The sequence below is a fragment of the Colwellia sp. BRX8-5 genome, from assembly GCF_014077325.1.
Taxonomy (GTDB): Bacteria; Pseudomonadota; Gammaproteobacteria; order Enterobacterales; family Alteromonadaceae; genus Colwellia_A.
Genome location: NZ_JACGVR010000001.1, coordinates 97665 through 113487, shown reverse-complemented (window position 1 = coordinate 113487; position 15823 = coordinate 97665). Strand labels below are relative to the sequence as shown.

General features: G+C 38.1%; 11 protein-coding genes. 3 read left to right on the top strand and 8 right to left on the bottom strand.

Annotated elements, in window-relative coordinates; all coding sequences use genetic code 11:
- Nucleotides 1-211 precede the first annotated feature (211 nt).
- Entirely contained in the window at nucleotides 212-2122 is a 1911-nt protein-coding gene (gene speA / locus H4J62_RS00430) for a biosynthetic arginine decarboxylase (protein ID WP_182213454.1), read from the top strand.
- 12 nt (nucleotides 2123-2134) lie between these two features.
- Nucleotides 2135-3061: an agmatinase gene (gene speB / locus H4J62_RS00425; protein WP_182213453.1), complete on the top strand. Its 927-nt coding sequence runs from the start codon at nucleotides 2135-2137 to the stop codon at nucleotides 3059-3061.
- 95 nt (nucleotides 3062-3156) lie between these two features.
- Here speB and H4J62_RS00420 read toward each other — a convergent pair whose 3' ends face one another.
- The 8 genes from H4J62_RS00420 to H4J62_RS00385 all read right to left on the bottom strand — a co-directional run bounded on the left by H4J62_RS00420 (nucleotide 3157) and on the right by H4J62_RS00385 (nucleotide 14640).
- Nucleotides 3157-3978 (bottom strand): RMD1 family protein, encoded by an 822-nt coding sequence (locus H4J62_RS00420; protein WP_259364627.1) that lies wholly within the window; start codon nucleotides 3976-3978, stop codon nucleotides 3157-3159.
- A gap of 480 nt (nucleotides 3979-4458) precedes the next feature.
- Nucleotides 4459-4743: a MazG nucleotide pyrophosphohydrolase domain-containing protein gene (locus H4J62_RS00415; protein ID WP_070374689.1), complete on the bottom strand. Its 285-nt coding sequence runs from the start codon at nucleotides 4741-4743 to the stop codon at nucleotides 4459-4461.
- Nucleotides 4744-4793: 50 nt separating this feature from the next.
- Nucleotides 4794-6911: a bifunctional diguanylate cyclase/phosphodiesterase gene (locus tag H4J62_RS00410; protein ID WP_182213451.1), complete on the bottom strand. Its 2118-nt coding sequence runs from the start codon at nucleotides 6909-6911 to the stop codon at nucleotides 4794-4796.
- A 456-nt stretch (nucleotides 6912-7367) separates the two neighbouring features.
- Nucleotides 7368-7658 (bottom strand): DUF1145 domain-containing protein, encoded by a 291-nt coding sequence (locus H4J62_RS00405; protein ID WP_182213449.1) that lies wholly within the window; start codon nucleotides 7656-7658, stop codon nucleotides 7368-7370.
- A gap of 13 nt (nucleotides 7659-7671) precedes the next feature.
- Nucleotides 7672-9297: a GMC family oxidoreductase gene (locus H4J62_RS00400; RefSeq protein WP_182213448.1), complete on the bottom strand. Its 1626-nt coding sequence runs from the start codon at nucleotides 9295-9297 to the stop codon at nucleotides 7672-7674.
- Between the two features lie 30 nt (nucleotides 9298-9327).
- On the bottom strand, nucleotides 9328-11301 hold the full coding sequence (locus H4J62_RS00395) for an alkyl/aryl-sulfatase (RefSeq protein WP_182213446.1): 1974 nt from the start codon (nucleotides 11299-11301) through the stop codon (nucleotides 9328-9330).
- A gap of 106 nt (nucleotides 11302-11407) precedes the next feature.
- Complete coding sequence (locus H4J62_RS00390; RefSeq protein ID WP_182213445.1) at nucleotides 11408-12769, bottom strand: DUF1329 domain-containing protein; 1362 nt, start codon at nucleotides 12767-12769, stop codon at nucleotides 11408-11410.
- Between the two features lie 29 nt (nucleotides 12770-12798).
- Nucleotides 12799-14640: a DUF1302 domain-containing protein gene (locus tag H4J62_RS00385; RefSeq protein WP_182213443.1), complete on the bottom strand. Its 1842-nt coding sequence runs from the start codon at nucleotides 14638-14640 to the stop codon at nucleotides 12799-12801.
- 160 nt (nucleotides 14641-14800) lie between these two features.
- Here H4J62_RS00385 and H4J62_RS00380 point away from each other — a divergent pair, with 160 nt between their 5' ends.
- Complete coding sequence (locus tag H4J62_RS00380) at nucleotides 14801-15823, top strand: AraC family transcriptional regulator (RefSeq protein ID WP_182213441.1); 1023 nt, start codon at nucleotides 14801-14803, stop codon at nucleotides 15821-15823.

Here is a 15823-nt window from a genome sequence, read left to right as displayed (position 1 = left end):
GTGCACTAGCCCCGCAAATTAAATTCCCCCTATCAATTAGTGCACTAATTCAGGTCTCAAGTTGAATTATCACCAGCACTCATCAATAATAATTGTTACCTATCATTATTTTTTTTGTTGGACATTAAGCGGCTGTTAAATTCTAATTCGCCCTAATTACCCATGAAGAATTGCCATTCTATTATTAAGTAGAATAAGTAAAGGAAAATCAATGAACAAAGATAATCTTGCTCACGCTCGCGCACACTATAACGTACGTCACTGGAGTCAGGGCTATTTCGGTATTAATGATGCTGGAAATGTATATGTCGCGCCAAAATTTGAGCGTCAGGATCACACAGTAGATTTAATCAATATCGCTAAAATGATTGAAGATAAAGGCTTAACACTGCCTGCATTAGTGCGTTTCCCGCAAATAATTCATCATCGCATTCACAGTCTATGTGAAGCTTTTAATAAGGCGATAGAAGACTATGATTACCAGGAAAAATATTTATTAGTTTATCCTATTAAAGTCAATCAACAACGTGAAGTTGTTGATGAAATTTTGGCGAGCCAAAATAATAAAGAATCCACACAACTTGGCCTCGAAGCAGGCAGTAAAGCAGAATTATTAGCTGTTTTAGCTATGGCTCAAAAAGTTTCATCGGTTATTGTTTGTAACGGCTATAAAGACCGAGAATATGTGCGCTTAGCGTTAATTGGCGAAAAGTTAGGTCATAAAGTTCATATCGTTTTAGAAAAAATGTCTGAATTAGAAATGATTTTAACCGAAGCAAAGAAACTCAATGTTGAACCTCGTTTGGGGATCCGTGTTCGTTTAGCCTCTCAAGGCAAAGGGAAATGGCAAGCCAGTGGTGGTGAAAAGTCAAAGTTTGGTTTGTCAGCTTCGCAAGTACTTAACGTTGTAAAAGTCCTTAAAGCAGAAAACATGCTTGACGCCTTAAAACTTGTTCATTTTCACTTAGGCTCACAAATAGCCAATATAAGAGATGTAAGATTAGGTGTTAGTGAGGCGGCGCGTTTTTATTGCGAGCTGCGCAACCTAGGCGCAGGTATTTTATGCATGGATGTTGGTGGCGGTTTGGCCATTGACTATGATGGTACTAGAAGCCAATCCCATAACTCAATGAACTACAGTGTTGCTGAGTACGCTAATAACATCGTCCATACTATTGGTGATATTTGTAAAAGTTATCATCAACCTATGCCAATGATTATTTCGGAATCAGGCAGAGCGTTAACCGCACATCATGCGGTACTTATTTCTAATGTTATTGGCACTGAGTCTTACGAACCTGAAAATATCATAGCGCCTACGCCTGATGAATCTATTTTATTAAGTAATATGTGGCGTTCGTTAGCGCAACTAAATGATCGTAATGATGATCGTGCCTTAATTGAAATTTATCATGACACCCAAAGTGATTTAGCTGAAGTACACAACCAGTTTTCGATGGGATTATTAAATTTAACCCAACGCGCTTGGGCTGAACAAATTAATTTACGTGTTTGTTATGAATTAAATCAATTAATGGATGGTAAAAATCGTTTTCATCGCCCAATAATGGATGATTTAACAGAAAAACTTGCTGATAAATTTTTTGTTAATTTTTCTTTGTTTCAATCACTACCCGATGCATGGGGAATTGATCAGGTTTTTCCTGTTTTACCCTTAAGTAACTTAGAAAAATCACATGAAAAACGAGCGGTATTATTAGATATTACTTGTGATTCCGATGGCACTATTGACCATTATGTTGACGGACAGGGTATTGAAAGCACATTACCGGTACCAGCATGGACAGAAGATGAGCCTTATTTACTTGGCTTTTTCTTAGTGGGTGCTTATCAAGAAATTTTGGGTGATATGCATAATTTATTCGGTGATACTCACAGTGCGGTAGTATTCATCAATGACGACGGTGAAGCAGAAATCACTGAAATTAATGAAGGCGATACGGTAGAAGATATGCTGAATTATGTACATTTAGATGCCGAATTATTTAAAAAAACCTATGCCGAGCTTATCGATGCTAGATTATCAAAAAGCGAAGGTGAAGAAATTTTTAAAGAGTTAGTTGATGGCTTACAAGGCTACACCTACCTTGAAGATTTGTAGAGATTAAGCACAATGAAAAATATTTTCAATCAAGTTGATGAGTCAATTTACTCAAATGCAATGACGTTCTTACGTCAGCCTTTAGTGCAAAATCCCATTGAGTCGGCTGCTGATATTGTTGTTTTAGGCTTACCCTATGACATGGCTACCACCGGGCGCTCAGGCGCTCGAATGGGCCCCACTGCGATTAGGCAAGCTTCAATAAATTTGGCTTGGGAAGGTAAGCGATTTCCTTGGCCTTTTAGCTTATTAAAACACTGTAAAATTATTGATGCTGGCGACTTGGTTTTTTCTCCTGGAGACTCTGCACATTTTTGTACGCAAGTTGAAACGGCGGTAGGTCAGTTACTTGATGCAGACAAAACCATTTTATCGCTAGGCGGCGATCATTTTGTTACGTTGCCGATACTGCGTGCTTATGCCAAAAAATTTGGCACTATGGCACTGATACATTTCGATGCGCATACTGATACTTATAGCAATGGTAGTTGTTATGACCATGGCACTATGTTTTATCATGCGCCTAAAGAAAATCTCATAGATAAAGATAAATCTATCCAGGTCGGTATTCGCACCAATTACAAAGAGCAAGACCATGGTTTTTCTGTCATTAATGCCATGCAAGCTAATGATATGAGTGTCAGTGAGATCACTGCATTAATTAAAGCTAGAGTTGGCGATACACCAACTTACTTAACCTTTGATATTGATTGTTTAGATCCCGCCTTTGCTCCTGGTACAGGCACGCCAGTATGTGGTGGTTTAACCACAGATAAAGTGTTGAAGATATTGAGAGGTTTAGTGGGTATTAATCTGATTGGCATGGACGTAGTGGAAGTCGCTCCTTCTTATGATCACAGTGAAGTTACTGCATTAGCCGCTGCAACAATAGCGTTAGAATTGGCACATATTTGGACAGCTAAGCATAAGCTTGTATAACAAAGCAGGTCAGTTATTTTTACTCAATAACTGACCTGCTGACTAACTTAAAACCCACATTAAAAAAGTAAATGTTAACAATAAAAATTGGCGAGTTAACTCGCCAAACTTTTCAACTCTTGAACAAGAAACAAAACAATCTCAATACCAATTAACACGATAATAATCCATTCTAAAAATGATGAATGTTGATGCTTTTGTTCAGCCGCTAACATTTCAAATAGTTCATGAATGGTCGAGAGCTTTTTAGATAATAATTCCACGCGTTGATGAATATCCATATAACGCGCCATACGTTCGTAAGTCGCTTCATATTCAGGGTATTCCCAAATAAAATCTGGGGTATCAAGTAATCCATAATGTAAAATAATATCGCTTTTAGTACTCAGTAGCGTACCTCTAATTTTAGCGATTTCTTTTTGGCTAATTGATATTTTACCTAATTTAGCCAATTCTTCAGGAATATGAGAATAATCCATTATTTTATTTTGCGCTTGAAGTTCAAATTCCATCAACTTGTTAGATTGCGCTAACGCATGGCTTATCGCCAGACGTGTCAACGGATCGTTATCAGGTAGTACTATGGTATCTTTTTTAATGATCAGTTCATTAGAAAAAGTAAAGCGTAAATGTTCTTCAATATTTTCAATGTAAGGGGTGTTATCACTCTTAAGTCGGTTGATTAATGCTTGACGTTCACCTGCGGCTACCGCCCAAAAAACCACTACACCGTAGTCAAATATCCAATACTCTCCCGTTGCCACGATTATTTGTACAGCGTCTCTATAACGAGTACCGCCTTCAAAAAAGCGTTTATCTATATTCGATTTTTCTGATAAAAAATTATCGCCAAAATTATAAACTGATAATTTATCGTCGCTAAAAATGACTTCATTACCTGCCATTAAGTTACTCATGATTGCTCTTATAAGTGGTTGTCTGATTTTTATTCGATTTAAAATGCATTAAAAAATTTAGTCATTAGTGATCAACAAAAAAGTTTTATTGATGAACACTAACTAAATTTGCTAGATTCTGCGCCATTAATAGAAATACTCAATATCAATTTTTTAATCAGTCTGATAAAAAAATTGATATCGTTTAGTTGTTTACCGGCGCATATAATGGCGATAAAATTTGCTCTATTTGAGTTAATATTTTTAGCTTTAAAAATAAAATAGGACTTAAACTCACCTTAAGACGCTACCGTAATGAGTATCTCGGTAGGAGTTTTGCAAGAATGGTAAAGATGTAGTAATTTTTTTGTTTGTAAAAAGAGGATGTTCTTTGTAGGTTAAATTAACAGCAACAACCTGGTTGCTACTGCACGTTATAATAAATTAAATGTCAGTGTTTACTTGCAGCGAAAGTAACTAGAAAAAGCATTAGTCTTTAATTTATTTAAGCCTTCCTCTAGTGCCTCTGATTTCATTTTTGCTCATTTTTTTTAAAATTTCGTTTTCAATATCAATTCCTTGCCAATGGGAAATATCTAGTACTCTTAGGATAATATCGGCAAGCTCTTCGCCAAAGGCATCACTAGGTTTTTCGTGCCGACATTCATTAATAGCCTCACCGACTTCTGATGCAACAAGGGCCAATGCTTCTAACGTTGTTTTATTATGCCAACCCATTTTTTCTACCCAAAGATAGTTCTTCTCTGCTATTTCGTTAATCTTCATTTTTTTCACTTATTTTTTTTAATTTGTCTTTTATCGTACATATTTAGTACTTACAGTTGCCAACTCGCATCTGGGCGCCAATTGTTGACCCATGCTGGCACATCATGCGCTGGCATAGGTTTGGCTATGCCATAACCTTGTGCCAAATTACAGCCTAGTTGCAACAGCGCCTTACCATGTTCAATCGTTTCAACACCTTCAGCAATAACTTCACGTTTGAATGATTTAGCCAAGGCGATAACACCTTCAACAATGGCAAAATCATCGGTATCGATCAGCATATCTCGAACAAAGCTTTGATCTATCTTAATTAAGTTTGCGGGTAACCGTCTCAAGTAAGTTAAGGAGGAATACCCCGTGCCAAAATCATCTAAGGCAAAGCTTACGCCTAATGCGATACACTCCAGCATGGTTGTTGAGACATGATGAACATCATCTAAGGCACTAGTTTCCAGTACCTCTAGTTCTAAATAACAAGGTTTAACATTAGGGTGCGCTGCTAGTAAAGTTGTTAATCGCTGAGTAAAGTCAGGCTGTTGTAATTGAACCGCGGCAATATTTACGCTAATGCTAACTGGAAGGTCGAGACCCAATTTTTGCCATTGGCTTATTTGTGTTAGTGCGTTATCAATAACCCATTCGCCCATTTCGATACTCATCGGATTATTTTCAATAATAGGCAAAAAGTCGAGGGGATTTAATAACCCTCTGTAGGGATGTTGCCAGCGGATAAGGGCTTCAACACCAATAACTTTGCCTGTTTTCATATTAACCTTGGGCTGATAATAAAGCACAAATTGCTGGTTATCGAGTGCACTGCGAATGGCCTCAAGGCTTTCCTGTTGTGTTTTAACCGCATCATCTTGCGCAGTATCAAATAAGTGATAACGATTTTTACCTGATTCTTTAGCCACATACATGGCTTGGTCAGCATGGCGCATAAGTTGGTCAGCATCAACGCTGTCTTGTGGATAAAGTGTTACACCGATACTGGTTGATACATTTAACACGACGTTACTAAGGGTCACTGGCTCAGATGCGGCTAATAACAAGCGATCTAATATCGGCTCACAGTCTTCAACCTTTGTTAAATTAGTTAATACCGCGACAAATTCATCACCACCGATACGGGCTAAAGTATCACCTTCGCGAAGTGCCGCTTTCATTCGTATGGAAATTTCAACCAGCAGTTCATCACCCACATCATGGCCATGCTCATCATTAACAAGTTTAAAGCCATCTAAATCTAAAAAGACCACGGCGAGTGTTTGCATATTACGGCTACACTGCAACATAGATTGAGATAATCGGTCAGCCAGTAGCACCCGATTCGGTAAGTTAGTCAGTACGTCATAATGGGCAATATGCTCTAACTGAGTTTGATGTTCTTTCATTGGAGTGATGTCAGTAAATAAGCCAACATAGTTACTTATTTGACCATGAACATCTTTAACTGAACTAATATTAAGCATTTCAGCATGAATTTCACCGTTTTTACGACTGTTCCATATTTCACCAGACCACGCCCCTTTACTCTGCAGCACTTGCAAAATCTCGCTATAAAACTCGGCAGGGTGTATTCCTGATTGTAAAAAATTAGGCTTCTGTCCAATCGCCTCAACAGCGCTATAACCAGTTGAAGTGACAAAGGTATTATTGACATTAATAATGGTCCCTTTGGCGTCGGTTATCATGATGCCTTCACCGGCATGAGTAAAAACACTGGCAGCGAGTTTTAATTCTTCTTCGGCTAGTTTTCGTTTGGTAATATCATTAATGACACCGACGATAAAATAGTCACCTTTACCATCTATGAAGCGATTCTTTCTAGTTAATATAACTCTAGTTTCTGAGCCATTAGTCGTCAGGGTTTCTTCACTTAAAATCGCTTCCCCTTTATCCAGTACTAACCTATCAATTGCTAAAAAATGATCACGCTCGCTTGGAGGAACTGTTTCAGCGAGTGTTTTTCCGATGATTTCGTTTCTAGTTAAGTTAAAAACCTGGCAAAAAGCATCGTTAACGAGTAACAATCGACATTCATTATCCTTTACGAATATAGGATCGTCGTGATTATTAAAAACCACATCGAGATACATCTCTATATCATGGGAATTTACTTCGAATTGATCTAACGCTGTAGTATTTTGATCCTGTTCAAACACCATTTAACATAGTTCCTTGTTGGACAATTCAAGCAAAAGGTATTCAATAACACTACCGGAAGTTGCAAGTAATACACTTTACTATACGTTTATTTTATATCGATATTGGAGACTTCGCCTGCCCAAATATTGCACTTGAGACTCTTTAGGCAACCTTGATTGTTTCAAGGCAAAGTGTTTTAAATATAAGGTTAGGCTAAAGGGATGTCAAGTGCGCAGATACTCGCCAGTTTATTGACTGGCCAGCGGGCGATCCCTTAGAAAAGTAAAAATTGTTTTATTAAAATATAATTATTTTAATAAAACAGAGCGTAATTCGAGCTATTTTTCTGCGAACGAGGTTAAGTGCTTAGTGACCTTAGTGACCTTAGTGTACAGGTCTATCTTGAACAATAATAAAAATCACAACCTGCTGACTAACTGTGATCCTTATGTTGCCACTCTATTTAAAGCAAATAGCTATTTTATTAGCTTTGCTTGCTCTTGATAATGTTTAAGTATCGGTAGCCAATAGCCAAAGCCCCACAGCATGGTTTGTAGAAAATTCATTTCTGACTTACTGTGATTTTTAAAATTAGCTTTCATCGCAAAAAACTCAATAAAGTGCACTAAAAGAACAATAATAGCTAAGGCTAACAGATAAAATTGATATTCTGTAGGTAAAGGTGATATCGAGAATAGACCTAGCAAGGCTAATATCCATAAAACGGTAAGTGACATTTTAAGCATAATTATAATGGTACTGAGCATTTTTTTCTCCTCATTAATTGACTAACATCATCTCTGCCGCTTTTTCTGCGATAGCCATGGTCGGTGCGTTTGTATTACCACTGATAAGTGTTGGCATAATAGAAGCATCAATAACCCTGAGATTAGTAATACCGTGGACTTTCAATTTATTATCAACCACAGCCATTTCATCGTTACCCATTTTACAGGTACCCACTGGATGATAAACTAAACCTAAGCGTTCTTTGGTTTTAGCAAAAATTTGTTCATCACTTTCAAACGCATTTCCTGGATGCATTTCATTATCATAATGCTCAGCTAATGCCGGTGCGCTTAATATTTTGCGCAATTGACGCATACCATTAATGAGCACCGCTTTGTCCTTTCCATTAACATCAGAAAAAAAGTTAAAATCTATCTCTGGCGCATCTTGATAGTTGGCTGACAATAACGATACGGTTCCGGTACTTTCTGGGCGCAAAATACAAACATGACATGAAAAGCCATGTTGTGATAACAGCTTCAAGTCTCTGCCATTATCATCAAATAACAAAGGCAGCATATGTAATTGAATATCAGGTCTATCTTCATTGTCATTCGATTTAATAAAGCCCCCCGCTTCTAGAATACTATTAGCAAGTTTACCTTTTTTACTGGTGATATATTTAAGGGTATCTGGCAGCATCTTTAGCAAACCGGTAACTGACAGTGTAAAACCGTCTGTTTTTTTGCTTTTAACTAATATGCAGGCGTCGACATGCTCTCGTAAGTTTTTGCCAACACCTTTCAATTCATGCAAACACGCTATGCCATGCTGGTCGAGTTCATTTTTATCACCAATGCCTGATAACATTAATAACTGTGGTGAAGCGATACTACCGCCACTTAACAGCACTTCTTTTTTAGCCGTTAATATACTTTTTGTACCTTCAATATAAACCTCAACACCATAGGCTTCTTTATCTTTTAGGAGCACTTTGCTTACCTGTGCACCAGTGAACACGCTAAGGTTAGGCCGAGACATCACCGGCAGTAAATACGCATGGGCGGCAGAGCATCGTTTACCTTCTTTTATGGTGCACTGGTAATAACCAACACCTTCTTGGTCAGCACCATTGAAGTCATCAGTCACTTTAAAACCAGCCTGTTGGCTTGCTGTAATATAACGCTTACTAATGTCATAAAGAACAGGCCGTGAGGTAACCTGTAATGGTCCTTTACTACCATGAAACTCACTTTCGCCAAGACTATTGGTTTCCGACTTTTTAAAATAAGGCAAGATATCACTAAATGCCCAACCCTCATTACCGAGTGCTGCCCAATGATCATAGTCTTGTTTTTGTCCACGTATATAAAGCATGGCATTGGTCGCTGAACTGCCGCCTAAGCCTTTGCCACGCGGCACAAAAAGTGGTTTGCCATGACGAATATCATTTTTAGCTTTAGCATTAAAGCTCCAATTGAATTTTTTCAAAAACATAAAAGCTGAAAATGCTCCTGGCGTATTGACTAACATACTATTGTTATCGGTACCGGCTTCTAATAAACAGACGGTGAACTTACCATTCTCAGTTAATCGGTTCGCTAACACACAACCTGCTGAGCCTCCGCCAACAATAATATAGTCAAATTCATTACCGATATTTTTTTTAATATTCATAATAAAACGCTCTTAATTTATTTTATGCTATTACGGAGTAGCAATGTTGAACCAGAAAGGAAAATCATCCATCATCATCAGCAACTGACCAAATACCTTGCCATTACCATCGAGCTTCATCTTGCCTGATTTAACCAGTTGCCCAAATGATTGTTGTTTTAACAACAAAAGATTTAAATCTTTGCGATTAATCGTGACGGTTAAATCTGCCTGTGCTGCTTGAATATTTTCAATATTATTTAAATGTGCATTGCTCAGCTCAACTAAGAATTTTTCATTACGGTCTGGGAAGACAAAATTAATTTTAAAGTGGTGCGCCAATGCTTTATCGGTGTTTAGACGCACCCCCAAAAAATCAAAAATTAATTCACTGCTCATCGATTTGATCATATCAGGGCCAGCTTTAGTGGCTTTTGCTGCTTTAGGTATGCCGTGGCGCAGTTCAAAAGCAGCAGCTAAATAACTATTACGCCAACCGGCATTCTCAGCTTGATAACCCAATTGCTCTAAGGTGTCAGCTTGAAGATACTTTGCTTGTTCATTTTCTGGTTGAGCAAAAATCAAATGATTAAGCAACTCAGCCACCCAGCGATATTCACCGTTATTAAAGGCTATATTTGCTTGAGATAACACCTGTTGTGCGCCGCCCATTAATTCAATATATTTGCCTGAAGACTCTGCTGGACTCAATTTATTAAGGTTGGCGGGATTTGCATCATAAAAGCCTAAGTATTTATTAATAATACCTCTAACATTATGAGAGTAAGAACCATGGTAACCGCGGTTATACCATTGATGCGCTAAGACATCAGGAACCGCTAGTTGGTTGTGTATCTCATTAATGGTGACACCCTTATTAGCAAGATTTAAGGTTTTATCATGTAAGTATCCATACATATCACGCTGTTTTTTTAAGACTTTAATAATGTATTCTTTACCCCACCTTGGCCAAGAATGCGAAGCAAACATTACCTCACTGTCATGAGCGAAACGGTATATCACTTTATTGATAAACTTACTCCACGCCTGTGAGTCACGTACTTCAGCACCACGTAAGGTATAAATATTATGTAATGTTCCAGTGACATTTTCAGCTAACCAAAGGGTTTTAAACTGTGGGAAATAAGTATTCATTTCTGCTGGTGATTCTGTGCCTGGAGTGTTTTGCATGACCATTTCAATGCCATCAATAATCAGGGTTTCTTCATCAGCCAATATTTCTCTACTCGGTGCAATTAAATCGATATAACCTGTCGATAGCCCTTTACCAATCGCAGCGTCGACTTGGCCTTTAGCCCCTTTAGCAAGTGCATTACCATATTGATAAGTAGCACGGCGTGTCATCGCATTACCCGCTAATATATTCTCTTTAATCGCGTGTTCCATAAAACCACGTGGGGCGATAATTTGCACTTCCCCTGAATCAACTTGCGCTTGACTAACAACGCCTTTAATACCACCAAAGTGATCGGCATGGGCGTGACTGTATATAACCGCCTTTACCGGAAATTTTCCAAGCTCTGCTGTTACTAGTTTAAAGGCCGCTTTAGAAGTCGCCGCAGTAAGTAAGGGATCAAAAATAATCCAACCACTGTCACCTTTAATAAAGGTAATATTGGCAAGATCATAACCTCTAACCTGATAAATCCGCTCAGTGACTTGATATAAGCCATAAGTCATATTTAGTTTAGCTTGGCGTAGCAAACTGGGATTAACGGTATCGATATTATTATCATCAAGTAAAAATTTATAATTACCTAGCTCCCAAACAACATTGCCCTGCTCATCTTTGATGAGTAATTTTTCTGGCCGTTTTATTAAACCTTTTTCAGCTAAAGAAAAATCAAGTTTATCGCTAAAAGGTAGGCTTTCTAGTAATTCATTTTGGAGAGCCAGAGTATATTTACTGGCAGGTTTTAACGCAGTATCGGCATGAGCAGAACCTATCGAAATGAACAGCAGGCAATATAAAAGTCCAAAAAATGAAAGGCCTTGCTTTAACATGATTTTTCTCCCTTAATATTTTACTAAAAAGCTGATTAATATTGACTAACATTGATGAAAAATAATGCATTAAAAATATTAACCAGCTAGCTTAATTTTACATAAATTAACGACCTAAACGTCTTAATGCTGAAGTAGAAAAGTCTTTTCTTTTAACTTTTTCTCCCCAAACCATAAAGGTTGGCTCTTCATTACTTAAACCGGTAACTAAGTATCGTCCAGAGTTTAAGTCATGTAAGGTTTCAGCAACCATCCACGGTGTATCAACATCATAAAATTGAATGTTATGTGCTTCTGATAATTTCCATAACTCGCCGCGGCCATCATATTGATCAATAACAGATGCGCCCCAAGTATCTTCATCAATAAAGAAAGTACGTTTTGCATAAATATGTCTAGCACCTTCTTTTAATGTTGCCTCTACTTGCCAAACACGGTGTAATTCATATCTTAAGTGCGCAGCATTAAGGTGACCTTTTTCTATAATGTCTTCATATTTAGCTGTCGTATCAAGTAAATTATAAGAGTTATATGGAATATAAAGCTCTTTTTTACCAATTAATTTCCAGTTGTAACGATCTGGCGCACCATTGTACATATCGTAGTTATCGGTCGCTCTTAAGCCGTCCGTTCCAGCACCCGGTCCATCATAGGCCACATTAGGTGCACGACGAACACGACGTTGACCTGCGTTATAAACCCAAGCTTTACGGGCTTCTTTAACTTGATCGATCGTTTCATGAACCAATAATGCTGTGCCAGTTAAGCGCGATGGTGCGGTAATTTGTTGTAAGTAATAAAACAAAATATTGGCATCTTTTTTATCATCACGTCCCCCTTGTAAAAACTCTGGCCACACTAATTGATCATTCATTTTAACCGGTACAAATGAACCATTAGCTTGCACTGGAATAGTGGTTAAGAAACGTTTAGCCGTGCCGCCACGATAACGGGTTATATGATTCCAAATAACCTCTGAACCATTTTCAGCAAGCGGAAACGGGATCGTAGTTTTAAAATTAGCGATACCATTACCTGACTGCACTAATTCAGCGGTAGTGGCATTTTTCTTAACGATGTCGTAAAGCTCATTTGAGTAAGCTGCAGTTCTTCTTGTTTTATAAATAGGCATTTTATAGTCTGCATATTTTTCAAACATATTGATTTGACCGGCACTTAAATTAGCTTGGTAATCGCTAAAGTTAGCACTCGTAATTTCAAACAAAACCTTATCTTCAGTAAACGGGTTAGCCGGACGGCCTGAATCTGCACTTTTTGTGGTATTTTTACTGGTCAGCCCTCCGGTCCATGCGGGAATCGTTCCAGCAGCATTTGCCGCCATTTCAGCACCTAAAGGTGTTAAATTTTTACCTAATTGTTCTGCTTTTTCTGAAGTTACTTTTGCAAAGACAGCGCTGGTCGCTAGTGATAACATCAGTAAACTTGCTGTTGTAATATATTTTTTCATCATAATTCTCTTAATGTTTTGTAATATAATTAATATGAAATGCCAAATGACAGCGAGACGAGATCTTTATCTTCTAAATTACTGTGACTACCACCTGAATAGTTGTTGTAACCTAACGTCATGGTATATTTTTGTTGATAGGAAGCTTCTAAAGAAAAGCCTAAGTTTTTACGACCTTCATGAAATTGTTGGCCTGGGTCTGGCGAATATCCACTAACATCATGAGCCCAAAAAACGCTAGGTTTTAATGATATACCGGCATAAACATCGCTATAATTAAATATCGCTTTCATTCGATAGCCCCACGCATTGTCACTGACAAAACCATCTGATTGACAATCCCCTGATAAGGCACCGGCAGCCACTAAGTTAGTGCAGTTAAAGCCACCACCAGCATCAAAGTCACCTAAACCAAATACTGAATTACGCCCATAATGTTGGTCTGAGTCTTCAACACCATCGGTTAAAATAACCCCCACTTCGGCTATAACGGTAATGCGAGAAGCACCTAAGGTATTTTCAAAAAATTGAATAGCCGTCATTTGTAATTGGGTAACATCAAATTCATCCCAACCTTTTACTTGTTCACCATAACCAACAGCGGTAACTCTTGGGCTAAAGCGTAAAACAGGTGATTCAGATAACGCGCCATTTAATATTTCAGGACCACTGATTTGAATAGGGGTATCGGGCTTATAAGAAACTTCGCCTGATAAAGCCACACCGGCAATATTTGTGGCAAAGCTGGCTCCAAAAAACTTTAAATCTTCAGGAAATTCAATGTTGTAACCAGGATTGAGTGCGGCTAAAGCCCCCCCTGTTGGATCTAATGCTTTAGGAACAAAAACGGGTGTTGGACTTCCCGTTGCTAAAGGGACACTGGTACGAATAGCGTTGATTAAAGGAACACGAGAATGAATATTCATATAATAAAAACCAAACTCGGTGTCATTTAGTTCTTCTGCATAATAACGCGCAGCAACACCATATTGACCACCGTCATCGGGCTCTACATCAGCTTGTCGCTCTGCAGCAAAACCTGCTGACAAACCCGCTTGATCTCCAAAGGGACCAATAGAAACGAAGTTACAGCCACTTGCCGCAAAGTCTGCGCCAGAGAAATAAGTACCACAGCCATCAATTTGGGTTTTTTCCCATTCATATTGATAAAAGGCTTCGATACTTAATTTTTCTGTTAAACCTAAATTACCGTAAAGCATACCAACCGGTAAAATACCTTCTTTTAAGGTTGCTCCCGGGCGACGTAATGCCGGAACATCAAAAGGGTTAGATGAGTTCATTCCCCCTTGAATAAAGGTACTTTCACCCCAGCTTACCACTTGGCGACCTAGACGAATATCGAGCGGAGACTCACCCAAATCAAATGAGCCATAGATATAAGCATCAAGTAAAGTGATCCCTGAAAATTTAGTATTATTTTCAAAGCCATCATCACTAAGCGGGGTATTTGGCGTGAAACCATTATTAGAATTACCATGAAGAACGTCGCCGTCTTTAAGCGCATAATCATACCAATATTTCACACGTACAAAAGCGCCGAAATCACCTTGGCTTAGTTGAAGATCATGTACACCTTTAATTATTTTTGAATACGCATCATGCTTGGCGTAATTTAAATTGCCATCATCGGTGGTCGATGTAAAACCAGTACCACCATTAGTTTTACCAATAAAACGAGGGTCGGCATCCCCTAACCTCCAACTTGCACCAATATCTAGTTGAGAGTTTATTTGCAGTAGAATGTCATTGTCTTCACCAAAATTAAAGTCTGCGGCGTGCGAAGATGATGCACCCAGCGCCATAGCAACAACCAGAGCTATTGGTTTGATTTTACAGTTATTATTTAGCATATTATTCGCCTGTTATTATCGTTGTAATAGGTAATGTAATATTTCTTCCCTGATCACATTACGCCAATCAATAGATTAATATTTCGCTAAATGTGCCAACCTATTGTCATTTCGTGCAAAACCCGTACAGTGGTACAACTTCAAAAGGTTAGGCAACGCAATGCAAGATTATTATTCAACATTAACCGGCTGGATGATCCCTATATCAAGGGCTATGGAGGCACATGGCATTGATGCAATAAAGGCATTAGAAGAATGTAATATTTCTTTGGACGCCGTAAGTGATCAAGAATCTCGTATTGCTGCAGAGAAATTCTCTTTACTCATTGAGCACTGTAATAAGAAACTAGCTCGTCATGATTTTTCTGTTTTAATTGCAGAGCAATTTCACCCAGGAATATTTCATGCTCTGGGTTATGCCATGATGTCTTCAAACACTTTACACGATGCATTAGAGCGTATAGCTCATTACAAGCGAGTCGTTTCGAACTCTTGTCAACTGATTAACCACGAGATTAATGAACAATTAGTCTTTGAAATGAACATATTTACGTATGAATCAACCAACAGGCCTGTATTGTCACAAGAGATCGTTGAGACATTTTTAGCAACTATCGTCCGGTTTTCTCGGGAGCTTGTCACGTTAGACTTTGCTCCTGAAAAGGTCTGTTTTGCCTACTCAAAGCCGAACTATAATTTATCTTATCTAGATGATTTTTTTAATTGTAAGGTAGAATTTGATAGCCATCACACTGCCATTGTCTTTAATCTTAAACAAACAAAAGAAAAATTAATGTGTGGTAATCCATTAATAACCCATAGTCATGAGAAAATGCTTGATGAGTTTATGGCAAGAGTTGATAAGAGTGATTTAAGTCATGTCATTAAAAATAAAATTTTTGAATTATTGCCCCTTGGTGCGCCATCACAAACTGAAATAGCCGAATATCTAGGGATGAGCTTACGCAATTTACAGCGCAAGTTACATGACCAAGGCACAAGTTATAAAGAAATATTAGAGAGTACTCGCAAAAAATTAGCCATGAATTACATTGTTCAAAAACATTTAAGTCTCAGTGAGATTGGCTATTTGGTTGGTTTTTCAAGTGTTGGCAACTTTAATCGCGCTTTTAAACGATGGACAAATCAAACACCTGGTGATTACCGACACAACAAAACATAA